This is a genomic window from Pseudofrankia inefficax (assembly GCF_000166135.1).
GTDB lineage: Bacteria > Actinomycetota > Actinomycetes > Frankiales > Frankiaceae > Pseudofrankia > Pseudofrankia inefficax.
On sequence record NC_014666.1, the window covers coordinates 5,394,580 to 5,421,239 of the forward strand.

Genomic DNA, 26,660 nt, shown 5'->3' on the forward strand with positions numbered 1-26,660 from the left:
GGTTGATTCCTCCTGCTCGGCGCTTCGGCCGGGGCGACGACACGCGACGTCGCCCCGGCGATGGGCACCATGCAAGCGGGCGCGGGCCACTCGAAGAACACCCCGCTGAAAGGTGTCCTGACAGGGCATCCCTCGGCCAACGGGTCCCGCCTAGCCTGGGACTGTGGACAACCGCGACGAGGTCAAGGCCTTCCTCAGTTCCCGGCGAGCCAGGATCACCCCCGCGCAGGCCGGCCTCCCCACCCACGGCCGCGGCCGGCGCGTCCCGGGCCTGCGCCGCGGCGAGGTCGCCGACCTGGCCGGCGTCAGCGTCGAGTACTACTCCCGCCTAGAACGCGGCAACCTCGCCGGCGTCTCCGACAGCGTGCTCGACGCCCTCGCCCACGCCCTGCGACTCGACGACGCCGAGCGCACCCACCTGCTCGACCTCGCCCGCGCCGCCGGCCCCGCCACCCGCTCCCGGCGCACCCCTTCCACCCAGCAGATCCGACCCAGCCTGACCCGCGTCCTCGACGGGATGACCGAGCTGCCCGCCCTCGTGAACAACGCACGCCTCGACGTCCTCGCCGCCAACCCCCTGGCGATGGCGCTGTTCGAGCCCCAGTTCACCGACCCCACCCGACCGGTCAACCACGCGCGGTTCACCTTCCTCAACCCCCGCGCCCACGACTTCTGGATCGACTGGGAACGGGCCGCCGACGACAACGTCGCCATGCTGCGCCTCGAAGCCGGCCGGGACCCCTACGACAAGGCGATCTCCGACCTCGTCGGCGAACTATCCACCCGCAGCGAAGCCTTCCGCACCCGCTGGGCCGCCCACGACGTCCGCCTGCACCGCGTCGGGCTCAAACACATCCGCCACCCACTCGTCGGCGACCTGCACCTGTCCTACGACGTCATGGACCTGGCCGCCGACCCGGGCCTCGCCCTCGTCGCCTTCAGCGCCGAAACAGGCACACCCACCGACGACGCCCTCAAACTCCTCGCGAGCTGGGCCGCCACGCACGACCCAGCCCCGACCCCGACACGTCGAAACCAGGCTTAACCTCGCCACCAGGTCAGGCTCGCATGTTGGCGCCGCCGTCGATCGCCCACACCTGACCGTTGATCCATTCGGCGTCGTCAGAGAGCAGGAAGGCGACCACGGCGGCAAGGTCGCTGGGACGGCCCAGCCGCGTCGTGGGAACCTGCTCCAGGAATCTCTTCTGCAGCGCGACATCGTTCTGTTGTGCCTGGGTCTCCCCCATGACCAGGCCGGGCATGACTCCGTTGCAGCGCACCCCACGAGATCCCCAGTTTCCCGCGATGTGTCGGGTGAGCGCGTTGACCGCCGACTTCGAGGCGGAGTACGCGGGGCGCAGCCGGTCGCCACCGCTGACCGCCGTTCCGGACGAGGTGTTGACGATGCTGCCACCGCCGTTCGCCAGCAGATGCGGCAGCACGGCACGCGCGGTCCGCACGAAACCGACCACGTTGACGTCCAACGTGCGATGCCACACGTCCAGATCGGTGTCGAGCAGCGACCGGTCTCGCCCGAGGTTCCCGGGCGAGAGATCCGCGCCGACGTTGAACAAGCCGTGCACGGCGCCGAACTCCGCGATCGCCGTCTCCACCAGTGCTTCGACGGAGGCCTCGTCCGCCAGATCGAAACGCACCGGGATCGCCGCGCCGCCGAGCTTGGTGATGCCAGCGACGGTGGCCTCCGCACCCGAGACATTGATGTCGCCGACGACGACGTCGGCCCCCTCCTCGGCGAGCCTCACCGCCGTCCCAGCACCGATTCCGGTGGCACCGCCCGCGACAATGAAGGTCTTTCCCGCCAGTCCACGCATCTCGCCGCTCCCGTGCATCGAGAATCAGAAAGCCAGAAGTGCCGCCCGCCGGCCGCGACGTCACATGGCCGACCCGTGTGGGCTTGGCGTCGACGGAGGCCGGGCGGTCCGCGCGGCCGCTAGTTCATGTACATGCCACCGGAGACGTCGATGGTCTGGCCGCACATGTAGTCGGCGGCCTCAGACGCGACGTAGGCGACCATGTTGGCGACCTCCTCCGGCAGGCCGACCCGTCCCAGTTGGACCTGGTTCTCCAGCGAGTCCAGCACGGCCGTGCGCGCCACCCTGTCCGCGTCGCTCTGGGCATTGACGACCCGTTCCCGAAGATCTGGTTTGATCATGATGCCCGGGGCGACGCACATGACGTAGACGCCGCGCGAGGCGACCTCATGCGCGAGATTGCGGGTAAACCCGATCACCCCGGCCTTGGACGCGCCGTAGACCACAAGTCCGCGCGCCGGTATCCGGCCGGCCTCGGCGGCGATGTTGATGATGCGGCCCGAACCCTGGGGCAGCAGATACTCCAGGGCAGCATGCGCGCCGTACATCAGCATCGTGAAGCTGCCGAGCACAGTCCGGTCGATGTCCTCCTTGGTGTGCCGGTCGAAGGGCCCACCGACCATCATGACCGGATTGTTGATCATAATGTCCAGGCCGCCGAGCGCGTCATGGCTCTCCCGGACGGCCCGGTGCACCTGGTCCCAGTCAGACAGGTCCGCGAGAATCGGGTAGGCCTTGACCCCCCATTTCTCCTCGATCTCCGCCGCTCGTTTCTCGACCTTTGACAGGGTCCGGCCGATCAGCGCGACATCGGCACCCGAGCCCGCGAGGCGGTTGGCGATCGCCTGGCCCAGGCCGTCGCCGCCCGCGCCGGTGACGATCGCCTTCTTGCCGCTCAGGTCGAGCAGGTCGGCGACCCGCTTGCCGACGATATGATCCGGCAGCCGGTTTAACCCGAGATCCTCGGCCCAGTCTCGGTCCTGTGACTCCATGCAATATCCTCCCGTGCCCGTCCGACAGTTCCAAAGGTAGGGCGCAAGCCCCGGCCCGGTGCCGCCAGCCGATGCTACGGCGGCACCTCGACGGTCCACTAATACAATTTTCGGCGTCCGGCTATGCCGATTTTATATATGTCGGGTAAGATTTGGCGGTGGACACGCACCGCCTTAATTACTTCCTGCGTATCGCCGACGAGGGATCGATCAACCGGGCCGCCAGCGTCCTGGGTATCGCACAGCCGGCACTGAGTCGCCAGTTGCGCCTTCTCGAGGAGGATCTCGGCGTCACGCTGTTTCTCCGGACTGCCCGGGGCGTGCAGCTGACGGACGAGGGAGAACGCCTCCGCGCGATGACGGCCGCGCCGCTGCGCCAGCTCGAACTCGCCATGCAGTATGCCGGTTCACCCCTGGCACGGGTGGAACGCGGCCTCCATATAGGAATGCTGCCGTCCGTCGCCAACATCTTCGCGGCGCCGCTGCTCGGCAGCCTCAGCGCGGCGTTCCCAAAGGTGACCTTTCAGGTGACGACCGCCAGCGTCGACGAGATCGTCGACGGCATGATGAAAGGTACGGTCGATATCGGGCTGATCGTGCCGACGTCCGATGGCAGGCTGTTCCACCAGCATCTCGCGGTGGAGGATCTGGTGATCGTGGGCGCCGCGGCATCGGACCTACAGGCGGATCGCGCGATCCCGTTCAGGGACCTCGCGGACCTGCCACTCATCCTGCCCGTGTCCCAGCCCGGGATCCGCAACAGCCTCGAAAGCGCCGCGCTGCGGCTCGAAATGAAGCTGTCCTCCAGATTCTCGACCGACTCGCTCCAGGTGATGAAGGACCTCATCGAGGCAGGCCACGGCTATGGAGTCCTCCCTCTTTCCGCGTGCGGCGCCGAGATGGCCGCGCGGAGGCTGCGCTATGCCCCGCTACGTGAGCCCGCGCTCAGCCAACAGATCGGGAGCGCCGCCAGCACACACCTCGAACTGCCGCGCGGATTCGCCATCAGGGTCGGCGCGATGATTCGCGAGGAAGCCGATCAGCTGATCGCGTCCGGCGCCTGGAACGCCCGCATGCTGCCGCCGCGCTCCGTGGACGAGTAGGACTCCGCCCGCACCCGGCCGTCACCGCCAGGCAGCCTGGTGACCCGTGCGACGCCGCAGCGGTCAGGCGGCGTGGACGGCGTCCTCGGTGCCGTCAGACATAGACATGCATCGATGTGAGGCGGTGGCCTGGTCCAGGTGCTCTCCGCCCCAACCCGCAGGCCGCCCCAAAGGACCACTCCATGACCGATCCACCGTCGGTACTGTTCGTCTGCGGGCACAACGCCGGCCGCTCGCAGATGGCCGCCGGCTTCCTGACCCACCTCGCCGCCGGCCGCGTTCAGGTCCGCTCAGCGGGCTCCGTGCCCGCGGATACGGTCAACCCCGTGGCGATCGCCGCGATGGCCGAGGTTGGCATCGACATCACCGCCGAGACGCCTAAGGTCCTTACCGTCGACGCGGTCGAGTCCTCGACGGTGGTCGTCACGATGGGCCGCGGCGATGCCTGTCCGGTCTTCCCCTGGATTCGCCACGAGGACTGGGACCTCGGCGACCTTCTCCCCACCGCCTGACGGCGGCCCGGCGTTCGACGCGACCCGTCTGGAGTGCTCTGTGGACCTCGTCGCGGACGTGGCGGCGACGCCGTCTCGTCCCAGCCTCGTCACGATGGTGCGTGCGTGGGGCCGGATCGGCTGCCTCGGGTTCGGCGGTCCGCCGACGCACATCGCGATGTTCCGCCAGCTGTGCGTCGCGGACCGCGGCTGGCTGACGGCCCAGGACTTCGAGGACGCGATCGCCGCCTGCAACCTGCTGCCCGGCCCCGCCTCGACCCAGCTGTCGATCTACTGCGCCTGGCGGCTGCGCGGCCGGGCCGGCGCCCTCGTCGGCGGGCTGGCGTTCATCGTCCCCGGGCTGGTCGCGGTCCTGGCACTCGCGGCGCTGTTCCTGGCCGGAGCGCCACCCTGGTGGGTCCGCGCGGCCGGCGCCGGCGCGGGCGCGGCCGTCGCCGCGGTCGCGGTCCACGCCGGCGTCGGGCTGCTTCCGGCCAGCTGGAGACGCGCCAGGGCCGTCAGCCGCGCGCGGTGGCCGCTGTACCTCGCCGCCGGGATCGCGGGCGCGGCGACCCTCGGGCCGTGGCTGGTCCTGCTGTTGCTCGGCTGCGGGCTCGTCGAGCTCGTCGCCCGTCGGGTCACGCTCGGGCACGGGGATGGCGGGCGCCTCGCGGCCATCCCGCCGCTGCCGCTACTGGCCGCCGGAACGGCCGCGGCCGGTGGTGGGCTGCTCGCGCTGGCCTGGGTCGCGGTCAAGGTCGGGCTGCTGTCCTACGGCGGCGGCTTCGTGATCATCCCGCTGATGCAGGCCGACGCCGTCGACCGGTACCACTGGATGACCGCCGCCCAGTTCCTCAACGCCGTCGCCCTCGGCCAGATCACCCCCGGCCCCGTCGTGCACACCGTCGCCGCGGTCGGCTACGCCGCCGGCGGCGTCGTCGGCGGGCTGGTGGCCGCCGCCGTCGCGTTCGCCCCCTCCTTCGGGTTCATCCTCGTCGGCGGCCCGCATTTCGACCGGCTTCGCACCAACCCGCGGATGCGCACGTTCCTCGACGGCGCCGGAGCAGCGGCACTCGGCGCGATCCTCGGCTCGGCCATCCCGCTGGCCCTGGCGCTGCACACCGGCTGGGAGTACGCCGTCCTCGCCGGCGCCGCCGTCCTGCTGCTCGTGGCCCGCCGCGGCGTCGTGCTCACCCTCCTCGCCGCCGCCCTGACCGGCGTCATCATCGGCGCGGCTGGCGGCCCTGTTCCCACCTGAGCGCGGCTAGGTCGTGAGGATCGCGATGACGAGAAGCTCGACCACGGCGACGATCAGCAGTACCCAGGCCAGATCCCCGCCGCGCGCCCCAGGTTCGTCCGGCGGCCTCGCGAGGTCGTCCTCACCGGGCTCCTCGCGGTCGGCGACCTGCTCGGTCACCCGCTCGGCCGCCTGCTCGGCCTCCTGCTCGGCGGCCTCGGCTCGCCGCGTCGCCGCGTCGAGCTCGGTCTGGAGGCGACGGATCTCCTCGTCGGCCGCCGCGAGCCGCGCCGAGCTCTCCGCCCGCTCCCGCAGCGCCGAGACCCGCTCGGGCTCCCGGCGGGCCAGGTCCTCCTGGAGCCGGGCGACCTCCGCCTCCAGCCGGGCCACCCGCGGCTCGGGCCCTGGCGCGCTCAACAGCCTGGCGCACCAGTCGGCGATGCTCCGCGTGCTGGTCGGGTCGACCGGAGGCAGCCGGGCCAGCCGCTCGGTGAAAGGGCGCCCCGCGGGCGCGTCGACCGACGACGGCCTGGCCGAGCTCGGGTCCGTCTGGGCGGCGGCCAGCTCGGCGAGATACTCCGCCGCGAGCAGTTCCCCCGCCCGGGCGAACACCACCGGATCGGGGCTCCACCCGTCACCGAGCCGCACGAACAGCGGATCCCGGTCGACCGGGCGGGCCACAGCCGACGCGGAGAACACGAACCGGGGCACCGGGCGCGCCGGGGCACCCGGCAGCGGCCAGTCCTGCGCCGCGACGAAGGTCGGCTCGCCCGCGACGGGCCGCAGCGCCGGATGGCGCAGGAGGCCGAACAGGCACCACCCCAGGGCCTCGCTGTCGGCCGCGGCGCCGGGAGCGACCCACAGCCTCCGGTCCCGATCCCCCGCCGACCCGTAGCGCAGCGCGGCGGCGACCAGCCGCGCCAGCACCGCCTGGTCGACCGCGCCGGCCCGCTCGGCGATCCGCCACGCGGGCACCGCGAGCCCCGCCAGCGCGTGCACAGTGATCGGCTCGTGGTGGCCACGGCCGTCCGCGTCGTCGTGGGTTCGCGCCAGGGCCTCGAACACGGCGGCGAAGGCGGTCTCCGGCCGCGCGCCAGCCTGACCGTTCGCGACCGCCGTGGGCCGGTCGCCGCGGGCGCCCGGGTCGCCGCCGTGGGACGGGCGCGGCCACAGGCGCAGCGCCAGCTCGGCGGTGAGATCGTCGGCGTTCCCGATCAGCAGGTATCCCCGCGCGTCCAGGCGTGGGTCCGCGCCGATCTCGCCGCGGACGGCGACGAGAGCCAGGCCCTCGTCGACGAGCCGGCAGACGCTCGACTCGGCGCCGCTGCCCACCGGGCTGGCGTACGCGCCGAACCACCGGTCGCAGTCCGCCAGCGACGGCCCACCGAGTGACGAGGCCACCGGCGCGAACCCCAGGACGTCGGGCTGGCCAGCCGCTTTCGCCCAGACCGGCCCGTAGGCGATGTAGTGGACGAGGCCCTGCGTCCCCAGCCGGTGGACGCCCGGGGCCGACCGTACGGGGGGCGGCATCATCCCGGGCTACCCGCGCGGGTCAAGCGCCAGGGCGCGGGTGGACCTCGGGGAGACGGGCCACCGTCGCGCCGGCCAGTCCCGGGAGGCGGTCCGCACACGGCCCGCCGCCGCCTTGTCTCGCAACATTCGTCGCGTCCTACCCAACGGCGTAGAAGGGGCAGCAAACGCCAGTATCAGGCGGCCCCATTCAACCGGACGGTAACGGGCCAGTCCATAGGCGTGACGGGTGCGCGCCGGCTCGCGGTGGGCCGACCGGCGCGGCCGATCGGCCGGACTGGGGAATGCTGGCGAGGTGGTCCCGCGTCCCGTCGCCGCCTCGTGACGAGCGAGCCGCGCCGGCCTCCGGTGCCCGCGCCCGCCGGTCCGAGCCGGTTCGGCTCAGCGTTCGGCGTGGCCAGGCCGCGCGGGCGGCTGCGGTTGGCGGTCGTCAGCGCGCTCGCGTTCGCCGTGCCGCTGACCGTGGGCCAGCTCGCCGGACGGCTGGAGTACGGGCTGCTGGCGACGTTCGGCGCGTTCACCGCCGCCTACTTCCCGGACGCGGCGCTGGCGTTCCGAGCGCGGGCACTGCCGCTCGTCGGGCTCGGCCTCGCCGGCTCCGCGGCGATCGGCGTGGCGGTGGCGGGAGCCAGCTGGACGATCGCCGTGGGCATCTCCGTGCTGGCGGCCGTCGCGACGCTGCTCGTCCGCGCGTTCGACGTGCCCGCTCCCGGGGCCTACCCGTTCGTCATCAGCTGCGCCGTGGCCACGCAGCTTCCGGAGGACGTCGAGCGGACCGGGGAGCGGGTGGCGCTCACGCTGGCCGGCGCGGCCTTCGCCTGGCTGCTCGCGATGGCCGTGGCACTTCCGGATCGGCACGGGCCGGCGCGGCGGGCGGCCGGGACGGCGCTGACCCGCCTCGCCGACATGCTGGAGGCGATCGGCACGCCGGACTACGACTCCGCCCGCCACGACGCCGCGCAGGCGCTGCGGCATCTCAGGACGGTGCTGCGGGAGGGCTCCGGGCAGGGCCGGAGCAGACAGGCCCTGTCGGTGGTGGCGTTCGGGGCCCAGCACGTGTTCGACGCGGCGGTCTCCCTGGTGACGGTGACCCGCGACCCCGTGGCACCGGTGTTCCCGGAGGCTCTGCGCGAGCTGGCCGCCGGGATCCAGGTCGGTGCCGGTGGGACCATCGCCGACCTGGGCGACCCCGCGGGTACCGACCTCCCGGACGCGCCGGACGCGGCCGCGCGGGCCCGGTCGGCGCTGCGGCTGGCCGTCGCCGGGCTGGCCGAGCCGGGGGCGGCCGGGCCGGGGGCTGCCGCGCCGACGGCCGCGCCGCTGCCCGCCGTCCGGGCGGAGTGGGGCCGGCGGCTGGACCGGGACTCGCTGGCCTGGCCGCTGGCCGCCCGGGCGGGACTGGCCGGGCTCGTCGCGGCGGCGCTGGCGATCGCCGCCGGGGTGGAGCATCCCTACTGGGCCCCGGCCGCCGCCGCCACCGTGGTGCAGGGCTCGACCGTCCGCGCCGCGGGCCGGCGGTCCCTGCAGCGGGCCGCGGGGACGGCCCTCGGAGCGCTCGTCGCGCTGGGCATCCTCAGCGTGCAGCTGCCCGTCTGGTGGCTCATCGCCATGATCGCGGTGCTGGAGGGCGGCGCCCAGGTCCTCATGGCGGCGAACTACGGCCTGGCCACGGTTCTCGTCACCCCGCTCGCCCTCATCCTGGTGGAGTTCGCCAGGCCGGGCACGCCGCCGTCGGAGCTGGTCGCGCCACGCCTGCTGGACACGCTGCTCGGCTGCGTCGTCGGTCTCGTCGTCGTCCTGTCGCTGTGGCCGCACGCCGCCGAGCGCAGGCTGCCGCGGGCGCTCGCGGACTCCCTCGACGCGACCGGCGACCTGCTCGTCCTTCGGCTCGCCGCGAACGGTACGGGCCCAGCTGGCCGTGTGGGCACGGCCGACGGCACGGGCACAGCCGACGGTCTGGAGGCGGACCGCGGTGTCGGCGCGGCGCAGGCCGGTCCTGAGGCGGAGCTCGCCGCCGCCCGTGAGCGGCTGGAGATGGCCCTTGCCCGGATGACCGCGCTGCACGCCGACGCCGAGGACGAGCAGCTGCGCGGACGGCGGACCGCGGATCTGCTCTGGCCCGCCGTGGTCGCGGCCCGCCGGCTCGGCTATCTCGTGCTGGCCGCGCCGGCGGGCCTGCATGGTCCGGCGCCGGCAGGGCTGGCCCGGGTGAGTGCCGCGTTCCAGGCCTGCGCGGACGCGGTGACGAGCGGTCCGCAGCCGGCCGAGGACCTGGTCGGCGCCCTGCCCACCTTCGTCCCGCTGCGGACCGAGTTCGCCGCCTGCGCCGACGCGGTACGGGCCGCCCGGACGGCCGGAGCGCTGCCACCGCCCAGTCGCCGGTCCCGCCAGGCCTGAGCGATCAGCCCGACGCCCCCGGAATCCCCATGGTCCGGGGCGTGATCGCTAGTTTGGCCCTCGAATGGTCGCGCCAAGGCCGGATTCACGACCGCGAGAGGGCCAAAACGGCGATCAAGGAGCCGCGGGCTTGCCCGTCTTCTCGGCGCCCATCCCGGAATAGCCGATGGAGTAGCCGCCATCCACGGGCATCAGCAGGCCCGTGACGTACGAGGCCTCGTCGCTCGCCAGGAACAGGGCGGCCGCGGCGACCTCGTTCGACAGGCCCCAGCGGTCCATCGGGATGCCCGGGAGGCGGTAGACCCCGGGCGGCGGCTCGGGCGACACCTTCGACATCGCCACGAGGCCGGTCCAGATCGTGCCGGGGCAGACCGCGTTCACCCTGATGTTGTCGTCGGCGTAGTCGAGGGCCGCGGCTTTCGTCAGCTGGTTCACGCCGGCTTTGGCCGCCCCGTAGACCCCGTGGTTCTTGAAGCCGACGACCGCCGTCGCCGACGAGATGTTGACGATCGAGCCGCCGCCACCGGCGTCGCGCATCGCGATGATGCCGTATTTCATGCAGAAGAAGACACCTCGGAGATTCACCCCGTGCACGCGGTCCCAGTCCGCGGTGGTCTGCTCGTGTAACGGCCTCAACTTGCCGCCGAACCCGGCGTTGTTCACGAGGACGTCGATCCGGCCGAACGCGTCCCGCGCCGTCGTCATCAGCCGCCGGACGTCCGCCTCGTCGCCGACGTCCGCCTGGACCCCGACCGCCGCAGGGCCGATCTCGGCGGCGACCTCGACCGCCCGGCCGCTGACGCTGGCGCAGACGACGTTCGCCCCTTCGGCCGCGAACCGGTGCGCTATCGCCTTGCCGATTCCCGAACCCGCTCCCGTGATGACCGCGACCTTGTCCTTCAGACGCATGCATGCCTCCCTGGCTCCGTCATGTCCGCCCGTCGGCTGGGCCGTAGGGAGGTATCGCCTTTCAGTCGCCGTCCGGCAGGGGAGGCGCGACAACGGTCCGCATCATGACCGCCCGGGCATTACGGAGATGGGCGGTCATCACCGCCGTGGCCCACTGCGGGTCACCGGCGCGCATGGCGGCGACGATCTCGACGTGGTGTGCCAGGCTTCGCCGCATCGACGCGTCGTCATAGGCGTGGAAGTTCCGCATGATGACCGGCGCCCGGACCGCTCCCGCCAGCGCCGCGGCGAACGCCGGCGCGCCGGCAAGCTCCACCAGCCGCCCGTGGAATGCGGTGTTCAGTGGTATCAGGGCATCCAGATCCTGGTCCTGCCCCGGCAGGCCGACCGCCAACATCCGGGTGGCGAGGCCGTCCAGCTCGGCGATGTCCGCCTCGCCGGCCAGGTCCGTGGCCAGTCCGGTCAGCCGTGGCTCCAGCGTCGAGCGCAGCTCGAACACGCCTTCCAGCTCGTCCGACGACCAGCTGGCCACCCGGGCGCCCCGATTGGGCGGGAGCTCCACCAACGCCTCGGCGGCCAGCTGGCGCAACGCCTCCCGCACCGGCGTCCGGCTGACACCCAGCTGCTCGGCCAGCTCGGTCTCCGCCAGCCTCGCGCCGGGAGGAAACGTATTGTCGAGAATTAGCTCCCGCAGGACCTCAACCACGCGCCCGGTCGATGTCACCACCCGGGCCACAATGCCTCCACTATGATGGCCGTCACGATCAGGCCACCGCCATTCATCCGGAAATTGCACACATCCTATACGCGCCGCCAGGTGAAGGCAAGAATCCTTTCGGGACGTGCCACCCTCATCGGGCCGCCGAGTCGGATCCGGTGGCTACGGGAAGATAAGGCGCGAGATCCGGTTCCGGCTCCACCGCGAACGACCGAAGCGCGAAGGCCACCATTTCGTAGGTGCCCACGGTGAAGATGACGTCCATGAGCTGCCGCTCGTCGAACTCATGCGCGAGAACACTCCAGGTCTCGTCGCCCACCCTGGCGTCGGCGAGCAGCTCGTCCACCGCCCGCAGCAGGGAACGTTCCACCAGGCTCCAGCCGGGCGCGTCCGGCCCGTCGGGCACCCGGCGGATCTCCTCGTCCCGCAGGCCTGCGTCCCGCGCGAGAATGGTGTGCTGCGCCCATTCGTAGTCACATTTCCGGAGAGCCGCCACCCGGAGCACGAGAAGCTCCCGCTGCCGGGCCGAAAGTGTCGTTCCGTACAGGATGTGCCCGTTGAAGCTGAGGAATTCCCTGGTCAGCTCCGGATAGTGCGCCAGGGTGCCCAGCAGGTTGACGCCGGACTGGCCGCCGCCGCCGTCGGCGGCCTTGTCGCCGATGACGGCCGACCGGAAGTCGGCGATGAACGTCGTCAGCGCCGGGGGCCATTCCTCGGGCGGCATGGGCGATATGCGGGCCGTCATGGTCGACTCCTTTCGCCGTGCCTGGTCAGATGACCCGTCCACCGTTGATACCCAGGGACTGGCCAGTGATGTAGCCGGCCTCGTCGCTCGCCAGGAACGCGCAGGCGGCGGCGATGTCCTCGGGGCGCCCGATCCGGCCGACCGGGGTCTTCTCGATCTGCTGGTCGACGTCGATGAAGCCCCGCTGCACCGTGTCGCGCAGCATCGGCGTGTCGATGAAGCCGGGCGGGATCGTGTTGACCGTGACGCCATACCGGGCGAACTCCAGCGCCAGCACCTTGCTGAGGCCCACCACGCCGGACTTCGCCGCCACGTAGCCGGCGAGACCGGGCGGTGGCCCGTAGACGCTCGACGACGAGATGTTGATGATGCGGCCCCAGCCGTTCTCGATCATGTGGGGAAGGACGGCCTGGCAGCAGTCGAACGTTCCGGTGAGGTTGACGGCCAGCATCCGGTGCCAGGCCTCGGCGGTGGTCTCGAGGAACTTGTCCTCGACGGTCAGGCCGGCGTTGTTCACCAGGATCGTCGGCGGTCCCAGCCGGGCCAGCACCTCGTCGATCCCGGCGTCGATCCCGGCGCGGTCCGTCACGTCGACGGGTATCCCGATGGCCTTTCCCCCGGCCTTCTCGATCGATGCGGCCGCGGCCTTCGCCGCGTCGCCGCTGAGGTCGAAGACCGCCACCAGGGCTCCGTCGGCGGCCAGCCGCTGGCTGATGGCGCCGCCGATACCTGATCCGCCGCCGGTGACGATGGCCGTGCGCGCGCTCATCTGATGGCTTCCTCTCCCGCGAGGGTCGTGCGGTGCATGCGGCGGGGCTGTGTCCGGTCGAAGGGACAGGCCCGGTGGACGAGGCCGAGGTTGTCCCAGATCACCAGGTCGCCGACCGACCAGGAATGGCGCAGCACCCGGTCCGGCGCCGTGCTGCGCCGTTCGAGGTCCGCCAGCAGCGCCCGGCTCTCCTCGACGTCCATGCCGATGACACGCGCCGCGCTCGCGCCGAACACCAGCGAGCGCCGGCCCGACTCGTGCTCCCAGACCAGCGGGTGCTCGCGGTCCTCCCACGAGGCCCAGTCCTCCAGCTGTTCGGGGGTCGGGTCCTGGTACGTCCGGCGCTGGATCGACTCGAAGGTATGCAGGATCCGCAACCCGGCGAACCGGTCCTTCTCCTCGTCCGAAAGAGCGTCGTAGGCCACGTAGGTGCTGGCGAACTCCGTCTCGCCGCCCTCGTCCGTGATCACCCGGGCACTCATCAGCGCGGCCTTCGCCGGGATGTCGTCCATCGAGCCGTCGAAGTGCCAGTGGTCGTTGCTGGGGAAGTACTGCGCGTTCGGGTTCGCCGGGTCGAAGCTGATCTCCATGACCTCCGGGCTGCGGTAGCCGGGAATCTGGGCCAGCCTCCCGAGCTTGCGGCCGAAGGCGATCTGCGCCTCGTCGTCGATGTTCAGCTCGCGGAACAGCAGCACGCCGTTCTCCTCGAGCGCCCGCAGGCACGCCGTCGGCAGGTCGTCGTCGTGGAGCATTCGGTCGACGTCGACGTCCACGACCTCCGCCCCGACGAACTCGCTCAGCCTCCTGGTCGCGATCACACTCATGTCAGTGCATTCCCTCCGCGTACCAGGTCCGGAACTCGCTGTAGTTCGGCATCTCCTCGGAGTTCGCCTTCGGGTCGACCACCACGTGGATGACGCCGGGCCGGCCGCTGCTGAACGCTCGTTTGATGGCGGGCGCGATGTCCTCCTCGCGCTCGACGTACTCGCCGTAGCAGCCGAAGCCCTCGGCGACCTTGTCGAGGCGGGTGTCCTTGCTCCAGTGCGTGCCTGTCTCCAGCGAGCCCTGGCCGAAGGTGCGCTTGTAGACGCCGACCTCCAGGCCCCAGGCGTAGTCGACGCTCACCACACAGACGAGCGGCAGGTTCAGCCTCGCGGCGGTCTCCAGCTCGGCGATGTGGAACTGGAACGACGAGTCCCCGGTGATCAGCATCGTGGGGCGTTTCCCGCCGTCCGCCACGGAGGCTCCGACGGCATAGGGAAGGCCGGTGCCCAGGTGGCCGAAGTTCTGGTTCCAGATCACGTCGTGCGGCTTCGCCTGTGAGTAGGTCCAGCCGAAGATGGTGATGGCGCCGCCGTCCCGGACCATGATGCCGTCGGCCGGGAAGGCCTTGGTCGCCTCGACCATCAGGCGGGCCGGATGCACCGGGGACATGCCGGTCGGAGCGGTCTCGGCCAGCTCGGCGAGCCGGGCGGCGTCCTGCCGAATCCAGCCGTCAAGCTCGGGCGACGCGTTCCGCGGCGAGTCCTGGAGCGCCTCGACCAGCTGCGGGACGACCGCGCGCAGGTCACCGACGAGCGGCACGTCGATGGGACGGTTCACGCCGATCGCGGCGGGGTCCTGCTCGACGAGAATCCACGGGCGTTCCGCGTTCTTCGCGGCCCAGTGCTGACCTCGGCCGTAGTGGACCGGCTCCCCGATCTCCGTGCCGATCGCCAGGCACAGATCGGAGCTCACCACCGCCTCGACGGCCGCCGGCGAGAAGCCGTACGGGAACGTGCGGTCCTCCAGTCCGTGGATGTACGAGGTGCCGCCCGACGTCTGAATGACCGGACAGGCCATCAGGTCGGCGAGCGCCTTCACCGATTCCGCGGCCCGGGCCGTGTGGACGCCGTGCCCGATCAGGAGAACTGGCTGCGTGGCCGCGCCGATGAGCCGCACGGCCTCGGCGATCCGGTCCGGGCCGGCCGTCTGGTCGACCAGGCGATAGGCCGATGGCGGCAGGGCCGGCGGTACGTCGAGGTCCTCCAGGATCACGTTCGACGGGTATTCGATGTAGACCGGTCCGGGTGTTCCCGTCAGCGCCCTGCGCAGGCCCTCGCGGATGACCTCGTCGGTCTGGTCCGCGTACTCGATGCTGGCGCAGTACTTCACCGAGGGCTCGAACAGCTCGGACTGCTTGACGAACTGGATCCGGCCGCGGCGGACCCGCTGCTCGGTGATGCGCGCGCGCTGGCCGCCCAGGAAGATGACCGGCGAGTGCTCGACCTGGGCACACATCATGGCGCCGGCCAGGTTCGCGACACCGGGGCCCAGCGTGCCGATGCAGACGGCGGCCTTCCCGGTCATCCGCGAGACGGCCTCGGCCATGAAGCCGGCGGCCTCCTCGTGATGCGGGGCCACGACGTTCCAGCCACGCTGCTCGGCGCACTGGAACATGTGCACGAAGTTCGGGTCCGGGATGCCGAAGATCGTATTGATGCCCTCCGCCTCGAAAAGCTGCAGGATGCGCTCGAAGACTTTTACCGACATGCTCGCCCTCTCGTCCGGGTTCCGGCGGTCATCGCAGTTCCCGCGGTCATCGCAGTTCCGGCGGTCACCGCAACGGGCGCGGGGCGCGGCGCGGCTCCAGGACGAGGCCCTCCAGCTCACCGTCGGCGCGCCAGGTCCGCAGCACGTCCTCCATGGCGTAGAAACCCGGCCAGTAGGGGTCGCCGAGAACCGACCGGATCTGCTGCTCGCCCTCGTTGTTGTAGTAACCGGGCGTGCATTCCCGCGCGAAGTTGGTGTTGTCGATCTCGGTGGCCCGGATCGTCGCGACCCACTGGTCCTGGGCCTCCTCGGTGGGCTCCACGGTCGAGGCGCCACGGGCCAGGGTCTCGGCGATGATGTAGGCGATGTGCGTGGCCTGCTGCTCGAACATCGCCGGCACGGCCGCGGTGATGCCGCCCTGGATGTAGCCGGTGAAGAACTGGTTCGGGAAGCCGTGGCTCATGGTGCCGTGCAGGGTGCGATAGCCCTTGGCCCAGTGGTCGTAGAGCGACAGGCCGTCGCGCCCGACGAACGGCTGGATGCCCAGGCGGCGGTCGAGGTCGGTCGTGATCTCGAAGCCGCTGGCGAACACGATGCAGTCGACCTCGTGCTCGACGCCGTGGGCGATGATGCCCTTCGCCGTGATGCGCTCGACGCCCCTGGTGTCCGAGACGTCGACAAGGGTGACGTTCGGCCGGTTGAAGGTCGGCAGGTACTCGTCGTTGAAGCACGGCCGCTTGCACAGGAAGCGGTAGTTCGGCTTCAGTACCTCGGCGGTCTTCTCGTCCTTGACGACGGAGGAGATGCGCTGGCGCAGCCGTTCCATCACCTGGTAGTCGACCAGCTCCCGCAGCTCCAGGAACTTCGCCGGATCGGCCATCGCGGCCCAGCCGCCGGTGGCGTCGAGGTGGGCCTGCAGGTTTCGGCTGATCTCGGTCCAGCCGTCGCAGATCAGGTCCGGCTGGCCGGGAGCGAAGGCCTCGTAGGCCGCGGTGTGGAAGTTGTGCCGTCTCTCCTCCTGCCAGCCCGGCTGGAGCGTCTTCGCCCATTCGGGGTCGGTCGGGACGTCGCCGCGCTCGTCGATGGACGAGGCCGTGCGCTGGAAGACGTAGAGGTGCTCGGCGGAACGGGCGAGGTGCGGGATCACCTGGACGCCGCTGGCGCCGGTGCCGATCACGGCGACCCGCTTGCCGGCGAGCCTGTCCAGACCGCCGTGCAGGTCGCCGCCGGTGTACTCGTAGTCCCAGCGGGCCGTGTGGATCGTGTGACCCTGGAAATCCGTGATGCCGGGGATGCCCGGGAGCTTCGGGCGGTTGAACGGCCCCTGGCACATGACCACGAACCGGGCCCGGAGGTTGTCGCCCCGGTTGGTGCCGATCCGCCAGCGCCTGATCGAGTTGTCCCACTCCAGCGAGCGGACCAGCGTGCTGAAGATCGCGTTGTCGTAGAGGCCGTAGTGCTTGCCGATCCGCTGGGCGTGCTCGAAGCACTCGTCGCCGCGGGCGTACTTCTCCTTCGGCAGGTAGCCGGTCTCCTCGAGCAGTGGCAGGTAGCAGTAGCTGTCCGTGTCGCACTGGATGCCGGGGTAGCGGTTCCAGTACCAGGCACCGCCGAAGTCACCGGCCAGCTCGATGATGCGGAAGTTCTCGATGCCGGTTTCCTTGACCCGGGCCGCGGCGACGAGCCCCGCCCAGCCGCCGCCGAGGATCGCCACGTCGATCTCCTCGGAGATCGGGTCCCGGGGCACGAACGGCGTGTACGGATCGGCCTCGTAGAAGTCCTCGAACTCGCCCTCGGCGACGAGGTACTGCTTCTGCCCCTCGGGGCGTAAGCGCCTGTCCCGCTCCACCAGGTACTTCGCCCGGAGGGCCTGGTGGTCGACCTCGGGAGTATCCGTCGGTCCGCACTCCTGCATGGGGCATCCTCGATTCGGGATTGTCGCCGAGGTCGTTGGTCGTCAGCGCGCGGCCGGTGGCCTGGGCGCGGTCACGTGAAGCCTTCGCGCTTATCGCTGAAGGGCCCCACGGGAAATGCACACGTGAGGCCTGTTGTCCTGCTTTCCGGACCCGGCGCCGCAGCGGCCTCGGCCCGGTGCCGACGATGGAAAGCGTCCATCGCGCACGGCGGTCCCCAGAACGTCGTCCTGGGTGGCGGCCGGCCGCCAGCCGACCGGCCTCGCCGCGCCAGGCCCGGCCAGGTGTATGCAATCTAGGCGATCCGCGCGACTCTCGCAAGGACCTTGCGGGTCGTCGGACCGATGTTGTATGCAATAACCGTTCAGTCGACAGCCACCGCGGCCCGACCCGCCACCGCGCGGGAGCCTCGGCCGCCGTGGCCGCCGTCGGGCTCACCGGCGGCACAGCGTGCCCGAGAAGACGGTGTGCCCGAGAAGACGGTGTGCCCGACAAGACGGCGTGCCCGACAAGACGGCCCTGACGTGCGCCCGAACGGAGCTTGTGATGACAGATGCCCTGGGCTGGCGGCTGAAACTGGGGGTGGTCACCCCTTCGGTGAACACCGTCGTCCAGCCCGAGTACGACGACATGCGCCCGCGCGGGGTGACCAATCACGTCGCGCGCATTCATATCCGCGACTGGGTCGTCAACAACGCCGACGACTTCGACGGCCTGGTCCGGGACATTGACAACGGTGTCGATGACGCCGTCGAACGGGTGCTGACCTGTGAGCCGGCGTGCGTGGTGCTCGGGGTCTCCATTGAGGCGGTCTTCGACGACCCGAAGGCCGGCGAGGCGATCCGGGAGCGGCTGCGGGTGAAGTTCGGCGACGAGCTGCGGCTCGTTCACGCCGGAGACGCGATCCCGGCGGCGCTGCGGGCCGTCGGCGTGGGCGAGGGGCCGATCGGGCTGCTGACGCCTTACCAGCCGTCGTCCGAGCCGCACCTGCGTTCCTTCGTGGAGCACTGCGGCTACGAGCTGCAGACCGCGGTCCATCTACGCTGCCCCACCGCGGTCCAGATCGCGCACACTCCACGGGAGACCCTGCAACGTGAGCTGAAGGCGATCGCGGAGCGGCGGCCGCGGGCCATCGTCCAGTTCGGCGCGAACCTGGCCATGGGCCGGATCGCCGCCGAGGCCGAGCAGTGGCTGGGCCTGCCGGTGATCGCGGTCAACACGGCCACCTACTGGCACGCCCTGCGCAGCAACGGGATAGCCGACCAGGCAGAAGGCTTCGGCCAGCTGCTGGCCCGGTGCTGACCCATGCCCCACAACTACCCCACTGTGTCCTCGTACCCCACCCTTTTCTCCCCGCTGACGCTGGGACCGCGCACGGCGCGCAATCGCATCTGGATGGTCGCGCACGCCACGGAGTTCTCCACCGACGGCACCTTCGCCGACGCGAGCGCGGACTACTACGCCGAGCGGGCCCGCGGCGGCGCCGCCGTGATCACGATGGAAGCCATGGCGGTGCACCCGTCCACCCAGCCGCGCCGCGGCGTGATCCTGGCCTACGACCCCGCCGTGGTGGACAGCTACCGCAAGGTCGCCGCCGCCGTCCACCCCCACGGCACGCTGCTGCTCGCGCAGCTGTGGCACCGCGGCCGGCAGACCGACGGCATCATCAGCCGCCGTCCCACCTGGGCGCCGAGCCCGGTGCCCGACACCGTGTACCGCGAGATACCCCATGAGATGACCGCCGCGGAGATCGACGAGCTGGTCGAGCACTATGTGCTGGCGGCCCGCCACGCGATGGACGGCGGCGTCGACGGCATCGAGATCCACGGCCTGGCGCACGGCTACCTGCTCGGCCAGTTCCTCTCGCCGGCCACCAACCACCGGTCCGACGCGTACGGCGGTTCGTTCGAGAACCGATTGCGCATCGTCCGCCGCATCGTCGAGGACGTCCGCGCGGCCGTGCCGGCCGACCGGGTGCTGGGCATCAGGCTCAACAGCAACGACGGGGACGGGCAGCCGGGGCTCGGCAACGCCGACTGGGTGCGGATAGCGCGGGAGGTCGACGGCTGGGGCGTCCTGGACTACATCTCCACCACCCAGGGCACCTATCTCGACCGGATGCAGATCTACGCGACCTCGGCGGCGCGGCCGGCCGGCTACGAGGTAGCCGACACGGCGAACCTCACCCGCGCGGTCTCGATACCGGTCGTGGCGGTCGGCAGGATCACCACGCCGGAGATGGCCGAGGACATTCTCGCCAGTAGCAAGGCGCAGTTCGTCGGCATGGCCCGCCAGCTGATGGCCGACCCGCTGTGGCCCCGCAAGGCCGAACAGGGCCGCCCCGCCGACATCCGGCCGTGCGTCGGCGCGAACTGGTGTGTCGCCTCCTTCGCCCGGGGCCCGCTGTCCTGCCTGCACAACCCGCGGGTCGGCCGGGAACGGCAGTTCCACGAGGACGACGCGCGGCCGCGCCGCCGGCGCCGGGTCGCCGTCGTCGGCGGTGGGCCGGCCGGCCTGCGCGCGGCGCTGACCGCCGCCGAGCTCGGCCACCAGGTCACCCTCTTCGAGCAGGACGAGGCGCTCGGCGGCCAGGTCACCCTGATCGCCCGGGCGCCGTCCTACCGCGAGTGGTCCGGCGTCACCGACTGGCTGGCCGGCCAGCTGGCCCAGGCCGAGGTCAAGATCCAGCTCGGCCACCGGGCCACGGCTGACGATCTCGTCGGCCAGTACGAGGCCGTCGTGGTCGCCACCGGGTCCACGCCGCTACGCCACGGCTGGACCGCCCGACATCCCGAACGATGGGGCCCCAAGGCCGCGCGGTTGGCGGGTTCGGACCAGTGGAACGTCTACACCCCGGTGGAGATCCTCACCGGGCGCGCGAACCTGCCCCATCGCATCCTGGTCGTCGACGACACCGGGGACCGGCAGGCGTTCGTCGTCGCCGAGCATCTCGTCACGAACCGCCACCCGGTCCATGTCGTCTCGCAGTACCCGCAGCTCGGGCATGCCTTCGCGGACGGCCACGATCTTCCGTTCGCGTTCGGCGAGCTTCGCCGGGCCGGCGTCACCTTCACGCCCAACGTCGAGGTCAGCAGGATCGACGCGGACACCGTCACCCTCACCGACGTGTTCACCACGGAGGCGACCGAACTTACCGATATCGACGGTGTCGTGCTGATTCTCGGCAACGCCGCCAATGACGGCCTCGCCCGGGAGCTGGACGGCTCCGGCCCGGACGTCCACCTGGTGGGCGACGCGCAGGCGCCACGCCGTGTTTTCAACGCGATCTGGGAGGCCGAGGCCGCGGCCCGCAGGCTCTGAGCGTGACCACGGCCCGACCTGGACCAGGAGACGCCTACATGGAAAAGGGTCATTGATGAACAACGGCGAGGCGAGCGGGCCTTTGGCGGGCTGCCGCGTTCTCGAACTGGGTTCGCTGATCGCCGGGCCCTTCTGCGGGCAGCTGCTGGGCGACTTCGGCGCGGAGATCATCAAGATAGAGGACCCCGCCCGCGGTGACCCGATGCGCCAGTGGGGCAGCCAGGTCCCGAGCGGGGTCTCGCTCACCTGGCCGATCATCGCGCGCAACAAGAAGTCCATCACCTGCAACCTGCGGGACGCCCGGGGCCAGGAGCTGGTCCGGCATCTCGCGGCCCGCGCCGACGTGCTCGTCGAGAACTTCCGCCCCGGCACGCTGGAAAAGTGGGATCTGGGCTACGACGCCCTTTCGAGCCTGAATCCGCGACTGGTGATGGTCCGGATCACCGGTTACGGGCAGGACGGACCGTACGCCCAGCGGGCCGGCTTCGGCTCCATCGGCGAGGCCATGGGCGGGATTCGGCACACGACCGGGAATCCGGACCGCCCGCCGAGCCGTACCGGCATCTCGCTCGGCGACTCGCTGGCCGGCACGTTCGCCGCCTTCGGCGCGGTCATGGCACTGCTGAACCGCGAGCGCAGCGGCCGCGGCCAGGTCGTCGACTCGGCGATCTACGAGGCGGTGCTCGCGCTGATGGAGTCGCTGATCCCGGAATGGGAGCTGGCCGACTTCCGGCGCGGGCGCACCGGGTCGATCCTGCCGGGTGTCGCGCCCAGCAACGTCTATGCCGCCGCGGACGGCTCGGAGATCCTGATCGCGGCGAACAGCGACGCCACCTTCACCCGGCTGTGCGACGTCATGGAACTGCCGGAGCTGGCCACGAACCCGCGCTACCAGACGCACCAGGCCCGCGGTGAGCACCTGGAGGAGCTCGACAAGCTCATCGGGGAATGGACCGTCACCCGTCCCTCGGCCGAGCTCCTCGATCGCCTGCACGAGGCAGGGGTCCCGGCGGGCCGGATCTACACGGCGGCCGACATGGTCACCGACGCCCATTTCAAGGCCCGCAACTCGATCGTCCGGCTGCTGCATCGCAGCCTCGGCGAGTTCCCGATGCAGAACGTCGCGCCGCGGCTTTCGGCGACCCCGGGCGAGGTCCGTTCCCTGGGCCCGGACCTCGGCGAGCACAACGAGGCGATCTACGGCCAGCTGCTCGGCCTCAGCCTCGAACACCGCGCCCAGCTCGTCGCCGACGGAGTCATCTGACCCGGCTTCCGCATTCCTGCCCGCGAACCGCGATCCCTCCCGCGAACGGAGTCCGAGTGCCCATCACGATCTGCGAGGTCGGCCCGCGCGACGGCCTGCAGAACGAACGAACGTTGCTGTCGACCGAGACCAAGCTGGCGCTGATCGACCGGGTCGTCGCGGGCGGGGTGCGTCGCCTCGAGGCGGTCTCGTTCGCGCACCCGAAACGGGTGCCGCAGATGGCCGACGCCGAACAGGTGATGGCCGGGGTCCCGCGCGGCGGCGGTGTCTCGTACATCGGTCTGGTCCTGAACGAGCGGGGATTCGAGCGGGCGGCCCGCGCGGAGGTCGACGAGGTCAACATGGTCGTCCTCGCCACCGAGACGTTCAGCCAGCGCAACCAGGGAATGAGCGTCGAGGCGAGCCTGCGCGCCTGGTCGCGGATCGCCCGAATGGCCCACGACGCGGGCATTCGGCCTTCTCTGACGATCTCGGCGGCGTTCGGCTGCCCGTTCGAGGGCGAGGTCAGCCCGGACCGGGTCCGCGCGATCGCCCGGCAGGCCGTCGACGCGGCCCCCGCCGAGATCGCCCTGGCCGACACGATCGGGGTCGGCGTGCCCACCCAGGTCACCGAGCTGGTCGGGGCCGTCCGCGACATCGCCCCCGGGGTCGCCCTGCGCTGCCACTTCCACAACACCCGCAACACCGGCTACGCCAACGCCGTGGCCGCCGTCAGCGCCGGAGTGGAGACGCTCGACGCCAGCGCGGGCGGCATCGGGGGCTGTCCGTTCGCTCCGGCGGCGACCGGGAACATCGCCACCGAGGACCTCGCCTACCTGCTCGAACGGATGGGCGTCGCGACCGGGGTCGACGTGCGCGCGGCGGCCGCCACCGGTCGGTGGATCGGTGAACAGCTCGGCATCGAGGCGCCGGCACTCGTCGGCCGCGCCGATCCCTTCCCCCGCTAGCCGAGCACCGGTCCGCACCAGACGTTCGCGGTCCGCACCCGGCACCTCCCGATCATCGAATGCCTGTTCTGAGGAGTCCTTGGCGATGTTGTTACAGGGGTCGCGTTACGTAGGCGGAACGTCCTTAGGCGCCGCCGAAGGCTGGAACGTCGAGCGAGTCACCGCGCCGAGCCGGCTCTTCGGCGCCAACGGCCTGCGAACCGGGCCGGACGGCCGGATCTACGTGGCGCAGGTGACCGGCAGCCAGGTCACCGCACTGGACGTCGACACGCTGGCGCTGGAGGTAATCAGCGCGAAGGGCGGCGAGATCATCGCCCCGGATGACCTCGCGTTCGGCCTGGGCGGCGAGATGTACGCGACCGAGGTCATGGACGGCCGGGTCAGCGCGAAGAGCCCCGACGGGCGGACCCGGGTGCTGCGCGACGACGTGCCCAGCGCCAACGGCATCACCGTCTACCAGGACCGGCTGTTCATCAACGAGTGCCGGCCCGGCGGCCGGCTCATGGAGCTGGACCCGGGCGGCGGCGCGCCACGGATGCTGGCCGAGGACCTGCCGATGCCCAACGCCATGGAGGTCGGCCCGGACGGGCTGCTCTACTACCCGCTGCTGGGCACCAACGACATCTGGCGCATCCACCCGGACGGCGGCACCCCCGAGCGGGTCACCGGCGACCTCGGCGTGCCCAATTCGGTGAAGTTCGACGCCGAGGGCTTCATCGTCTCCACCCAGGTCGCCTCCGGCCAGGTGCTGCGGATCAACCCGCGCACCGGCGAGAAGACGACGCTCGCTCAGCTCACCCCGGGCCTGGACAACTGCACGTTCGTCGGCGACCGGCTGTTCGTCTCCAGCTTCACCGGCGAGATCACCGAGATCGTCGCGCCGGGCGAGACCCGCACGACGCTGCCCGGCGGCCTGAACTGGCCGCTGGGCCTGACCGTCGGCCCGGACGGGAACCTGTACCTCGCCGACGGCACCTACCTCTACGTCCTGCGCCCAGGCGGGCGGCTCGAGACACTGGGCATGATCTTCTCGCCGGGCTTCCCGGGCTTCCTGCGCGGGGTGGCCGCCGCCGGGGACGGCGAGTTCGTCGTCACCACCGCGGTCGGCACGGTCGCTCGCTACCGGCCGGCGGCGCAGGAGAGCGAGGTGCTCGCCGCGGACCTCGACCAGCTCGCCGGGCTGGCCCTCGCCCCGGACGGCGCGATCGTGGCCGCCGAGGACGGCACCGGCCGGGTGCTGGCGATCCGTCCCGGCAAGGGCGTCGAGCCGCTGGCCACCGGGCTGAGCAGGCCGAGCGGGGTCGCGTTCGGGCCGAACGGCGACTGCCTGGTCGCCGAGGCCGGCGGCGGGCGGGTCGTCTCGCTCGGCGCCACCGGCGTCGACACGGTCGTGGACGGCCTGGTCGACCCGCAGGGCATCCTCGTGCGCGGCCAGCAGCTCTACGTCGTCGACCCGGGCACCAGGACCGTGACGCGCGTCGACCTGGTCAGCAAGGCCCGCCAGGTGATCGCCCGCGATCTGCCGCTCGGCGCGCCGCCCGGGGTGGTGCCCAAGCCGCTCAAGGGCCTGCCGCCGTTCTCCGGGCCACAGGGCCCGTTCGCCGGAATCGCCGCCGGCCCCGACGGCACGCTCTACGTCTCCGGCGACGCCGAGGGCAGCGTGCTGGCGCTGCGTCAGGAGGGCTGATTCCCATGGGCAACGATCTGCTCGGGATGGCCGGCCGGGTGGTCATCGTCTCCGGCGCGGCCGGCGGCGGCATCGGCACGTCGGTGGTACGGCTGGTGGCCAGCGCGGGCGCGACGGTGATCGCGGTGAGCCGGTCGCCGGAGAAGCTCGACCTGCACGTCGCCCCACTGGCCAAGGAGGGGCTGCCGGTCATCCCGGTCGCCGCCGACGCCGAGACCGACGAGGGCATCGCGCTCGCGCTGGCCGAGGCCGAGCGGGCCGACGGCGACCTGTACGGGCTGGTCAACGTCGCCGGCGGCGCCGACCCGGCGACCTGGATGCCGTCGACCCGGGTGACCAGGGACGACTGGCGCGGGCTGTTCGCCTGGAACCTGGAGACGATGTTCTTCATGAGCCAGGCGGTCGCGACGGCTTTGAAGTCACGCGGCCTGCCCGGCTCGATCGTCTCGGTCTCCTCCATCAGCGGGATGAACACGGCGCCGTTCCACATCGCCTACGGAACGGCGAAGGCGGCCCTCGTCGCGGCGACCCGCACGATGGCGCTGGAGCTCGCGGCCGACGGCATCCGGGTGAACGCCGTCGCGCCCGGTGTCACGGCGACGCCCGCGTCACTCGCGTACGTGGAGGCCGACCCCGAGCGCGACCAGCGGGCGATCGCGATGGGCCGGCGCGGCACCCCCGAGGAACAGGCCGGCCCGATCCTCTTCCTGCTCTCCGCGTTGTCGACGTACATCACGGGCCAGACCATCCTCACCGACGGCGGTCTGAACCTGCGCTGGACCCATCTGGGCCCGGACAACACGTCCCTGTTCCTCAAGGACGAGGAATTCCGCGCGGCCCTCACGCGATAGCCCGGCCGGCCACCATTCGGAGATTGTCATGACTGAGACCGTGCAGAACCTCCAGGAGACACCGCCCGAGCCGTTGTCGGCCCCGATGACGATCGACCCGGCGGCCTACCTCTCGCCCGACTACGCCAGGGCCGAACGGGACCGGCTGTGGGCGAAGGTGTGGCAGCAGGTCGACCGGGTCGAGGAGATCCCGAACGTCGGCGACTTCCTCACCTACGACATTCTCGACGACTCGTTCCTCGTCGTCCGGACCGCGCCCGACACGATCCGTGCCTATTACAACGTGTGCTCCCACCGGGGCCGCCGGCTGGTCGACACCCCGCCTGGGAAACGCGACGCCCGGGGCCGGCGCCGCCAGTTCGTCTGCGGTTTCCACGGCTGGCGTTACGACACGGACGGCGTCTGTACCTTCGCCGCCGAGCGGGAGGACTGGGGCTGCGCGCTGACCGACGACCTGATCCGCCTCAAGGAGGTCAGGGTCGACACCTGGGGCGGCTGGATCTTCCTCAACCTCGACCCGGACTGCGGGCCGCTGCGGGAGTACCTGGAACCGGCGGCGACCCTGCTGGCGCCGTTCCAGCTGGAGAACATGCGCTACCGGTGGCGAAAGTGGCTGGTCTTCGACTGCAACTGGAAGGTCGCGCTGGAGGCCTTCATGGAGACCTACCACGTGCCGTACACCCACCCGGAGTTCATGACGTTCGGCGGCTTCCTCGGCTGGGCCCGCTCGCAGGGCCGGCACAGCAACATCGGCTACGACGCCCCCAAGGGAATGGAGGAGAACCAGGCGAAGCTGCGGCTCGGCGCCGGCCCGGACGCCCGCCTGTCCACGGCCGAGCTGCAGAACTTCACCTGGGAGAACTCGAACACCAACACCACCTGGACGCTGGTCGAGGCCGCGCGCCGGCTCGTCGACGAGCTGCCGGAGGGAACGCCGTCCGACCAGGTGCTGCGGCACTGGCTGGACTCGGCCCGCGCTACCGACGAGGCACGGGGCGTGGTCTGGCCGACCATCGAGCCCGCCGCCGTCGCCGCCAGCGGCACCGCGTGGCAGATCTTCCCGAACTTCCAGATCGGGCATGCTCCGAACAACATGCTCTGCTACAGCGCCCGGCCGTATGGCTACGACCCGGACAAATGCGTCTTCGAGGCCGCCGTCTACGAGCTGTTCCCGCCCGGCGAGGAGCCGAAGACGCAGTGGGAGTACACACCGGCCGACGACCCGGGCTGGCGCACCGTCCTGCCCCAGGACTTCGCCAACATGGCCGCGGTGCAGCAGGGCATGAAGTCACGCGGTTTCGCCGGGCCGAAACCCAACCCGTATCGCGAGCGCAGCGTCGTGAGCCTGCACCACAATCTCGCGAAGTACCTCGGCACCGGCGAGCCAAGCGAGCTCGGCTGAGCTTTCCCTGGCGCGGCGGC

General features: G+C 71.3%; 21 protein-coding genes and 1 pseudogene. 12 read left to right on the top strand and 10 right to left on the bottom strand.

The window, feature by feature from the left end:
* Positions 1 to 163 precede the first annotated feature (163 nt).
* On the top strand, positions 164 to 1,045 hold the full coding sequence (locus tag FRAEUI1C_RS21885) for a helix-turn-helix domain-containing protein (protein ID WP_013425523.1): 882 nt from the start codon (positions 164 to 166) through the stop codon (positions 1,043 to 1,045).
* A gap of 13 nt (positions 1,046 to 1,058) precedes the next feature.
* Here the strand turns inward: FRAEUI1C_RS21885 and FRAEUI1C_RS21890 are convergent, their stop codons facing one another.
* Both FRAEUI1C_RS21890 and FRAEUI1C_RS21895 read right to left on the bottom strand, forming a co-directional pair.
* Complete coding sequence (locus tag FRAEUI1C_RS21890) at positions 1,059 to 1,832, bottom strand: SDR family NAD(P)-dependent oxidoreductase (protein ID WP_013425524.1); 774 nt, start codon at positions 1,830 to 1,832, stop codon at positions 1,059 to 1,061.
* Between the two features lie 119 nt (positions 1,833 to 1,951).
* Positions 1,952 to 2,824 carry an SDR family NAD(P)-dependent oxidoreductase gene (locus FRAEUI1C_RS21895; protein WP_013425525.1) on the bottom strand — a complete coding sequence of 291 codons (873 nt, stop codon included), beginning with the start codon at positions 2,822 to 2,824 and terminating at the stop codon, positions 1,952 to 1,954.
* Positions 2,825 to 2,982: 158 nt separating this feature from the next.
* On the opposite strand from FRAEUI1C_RS21895, the gene FRAEUI1C_RS21900 reads away from it, so the two are divergent.
* From FRAEUI1C_RS21900 to chrA, 3 genes and pseudogenes are all read left to right on the top strand, one after another.
* Positions 2,983 to 3,927 carry a LysR family transcriptional regulator gene (locus FRAEUI1C_RS21900; protein ID WP_013425526.1) on the top strand — a complete coding sequence of 315 codons (945 nt, stop codon included), beginning with the start codon at positions 2,983 to 2,985 and terminating at the stop codon, positions 3,925 to 3,927.
* A gap of 182 nt (positions 3,928 to 4,109) precedes the next feature.
* A pseudogene (locus FRAEUI1C_RS21905) lies at positions 4,110 to 4,421 on the top strand (arsenate reductase/protein-tyrosine-phosphatase family protein); the annotation flags it as partial.
* Positions 4,422 to 4,479: 58 nt separating this feature from the next.
* The gene (chrA, locus tag FRAEUI1C_RS21910) at positions 4,480 to 5,676 is read left to right on the top strand and encodes a chromate efflux transporter (RefSeq protein ID WP_013425528.1); all 1,197 of its coding nucleotides are present in this window, start codon (positions 4,480 to 4,482) and stop codon (positions 5,674 to 5,676) included.
* A gap of 6 nt (positions 5,677 to 5,682) precedes the next feature.
* Here chrA and FRAEUI1C_RS21915 read toward each other — a convergent pair whose 3' ends face one another.
* Positions 5,683 to 7,185 (bottom strand): hypothetical protein, encoded by a 1,503-nt coding sequence (locus tag FRAEUI1C_RS21915; protein ID WP_157735005.1) that lies wholly within the window; start codon positions 7,183 to 7,185, stop codon positions 5,683 to 5,685.
* Between the two features lie 321 nt (positions 7,186 to 7,506).
* Here FRAEUI1C_RS21915 and FRAEUI1C_RS21920 point away from each other — a divergent pair, with 321 nt between their 5' ends.
* Entirely contained in the window at positions 7,507 to 9,582 is a 2,076-nt protein-coding gene (locus FRAEUI1C_RS21920; protein WP_157735006.1) for an FUSC family protein, read from the top strand.
* A 114-nt stretch (positions 9,583 to 9,696) separates the two neighbouring features.
* Here the strand turns inward: FRAEUI1C_RS21920 and FRAEUI1C_RS21925 are convergent, their stop codons facing one another.
* From FRAEUI1C_RS21925 to FRAEUI1C_RS21955, 7 genes are all read right to left on the bottom strand, one after another.
* Complete coding sequence (locus FRAEUI1C_RS21925; RefSeq protein WP_013425531.1) at positions 9,697 to 10,491, bottom strand: SDR family NAD(P)-dependent oxidoreductase; 795 nt, start codon at positions 10,489 to 10,491, stop codon at positions 9,697 to 9,699.
* A gap of 61 nt (positions 10,492 to 10,552) precedes the next feature.
* Complete coding sequence (locus tag FRAEUI1C_RS21930) at positions 10,553 to 11,218, bottom strand: GntR family transcriptional regulator (RefSeq protein ID WP_232425077.1); 666 nt, start codon at positions 11,216 to 11,218, stop codon at positions 10,553 to 10,555.
* A 124-nt stretch (positions 11,219 to 11,342) separates the two neighbouring features.
* Positions 11,343 to 11,954, bottom strand: coding sequence for a carboxymuconolactone decarboxylase family protein (locus FRAEUI1C_RS21935; RefSeq protein WP_013425533.1), 612 nt, complete (start codon positions 11,952 to 11,954; stop codon positions 11,343 to 11,345).
* Positions 11,955 to 11,979: 25 nt separating this feature from the next.
* The gene (locus FRAEUI1C_RS21940; protein WP_013425534.1) at positions 11,980 to 12,723 is read right to left on the bottom strand and encodes an SDR family NAD(P)-dependent oxidoreductase; all 744 of its coding nucleotides are present in this window, start codon (positions 12,721 to 12,723) and stop codon (positions 11,980 to 11,982) included.
* Complete coding sequence (locus tag FRAEUI1C_RS21945) at positions 12,720 to 13,547, bottom strand: TauD/TfdA dioxygenase family protein (protein WP_013425535.1); 828 nt, start codon at positions 13,545 to 13,547, stop codon at positions 12,720 to 12,722. Before FRAEUI1C_RS21945 ends, FRAEUI1C_RS21940 begins: the two co-directional genes overlap by 4 nt.
* A gap of 1 nt (position 13,548) precedes the next feature.
* On the bottom strand, positions 13,549 to 15,255 hold the full coding sequence (locus FRAEUI1C_RS21950; protein ID WP_013425536.1) for a thiamine pyrophosphate-binding protein: 1,707 nt from the start codon (positions 15,253 to 15,255) through the stop codon (positions 13,549 to 13,551).
* A gap of 64 nt (positions 15,256 to 15,319) precedes the next feature.
* Positions 15,320 to 17,170, bottom strand: coding sequence for a flavin-containing monooxygenase (locus FRAEUI1C_RS21955; RefSeq protein WP_013425537.1), 1,851 nt, complete (start codon positions 17,168 to 17,170; stop codon positions 15,320 to 15,322).
* Between the two features lie 544 nt (positions 17,171 to 17,714).
* Between FRAEUI1C_RS21955 and FRAEUI1C_RS21960 the strand changes: the two genes are divergently transcribed.
* The 7 genes from FRAEUI1C_RS21960 to FRAEUI1C_RS21990 all read left to right on the top strand — a co-directional run bounded on the left by FRAEUI1C_RS21960 (position 17,715) and on the right by FRAEUI1C_RS21990 (position 26,640).
* Complete coding sequence (locus FRAEUI1C_RS21960; RefSeq protein WP_013425538.1) at positions 17,715 to 18,470, top strand: maleate cis-trans isomerase family protein; 756 nt, start codon at positions 17,715 to 17,717, stop codon at positions 18,468 to 18,470.
* Positions 18,471 to 18,473: 3 nt separating this feature from the next.
* Entirely contained in the window at positions 18,474 to 20,489 is a 2,016-nt protein-coding gene (locus FRAEUI1C_RS21965; protein ID WP_013425539.1) for an oxidoreductase, read from the top strand.
* A 55-nt stretch (positions 20,490 to 20,544) separates the two neighbouring features.
* Positions 20,545 to 21,753, top strand: a complete 1,209-nt coding sequence (locus FRAEUI1C_RS21970; RefSeq protein ID WP_013425540.1) for a CaiB/BaiF CoA transferase family protein — start codon at positions 20,545 to 20,547, stop codon at positions 21,751 to 21,753.
* A gap of 56 nt (positions 21,754 to 21,809) precedes the next feature.
* The gene (locus FRAEUI1C_RS21975) at positions 21,810 to 22,700 is read left to right on the top strand and encodes a hydroxymethylglutaryl-CoA lyase (protein WP_013425541.1); all 891 of its coding nucleotides are present in this window, start codon (positions 21,810 to 21,812) and stop codon (positions 22,698 to 22,700) included.
* An 85-nt stretch (positions 22,701 to 22,785) separates the two neighbouring features.
* A complete protein-coding gene (locus FRAEUI1C_RS21980; RefSeq protein WP_013425542.1) occupies positions 22,786 to 24,387 on the top strand; it encodes an SMP-30/gluconolactonase/LRE family protein in 1,602 nt (533 codons plus the stop codon).
* 5 nt (positions 24,388 to 24,392) lie between these two features.
* Positions 24,393 to 25,238, top strand: a complete 846-nt coding sequence (locus FRAEUI1C_RS21985; protein ID WP_013425543.1) for an SDR family NAD(P)-dependent oxidoreductase — start codon at positions 24,393 to 24,395, stop codon at positions 25,236 to 25,238.
* Positions 25,239 to 25,266: 28 nt separating this feature from the next.
* Entirely contained in the window at positions 25,267 to 26,640 is a 1,374-nt protein-coding gene (locus tag FRAEUI1C_RS21990) for an aromatic ring-hydroxylating oxygenase subunit alpha (RefSeq protein WP_013425544.1), read from the top strand.
* The last annotated feature ends 20 nt before the right edge of the window (positions 26,641 to 26,660 follow it).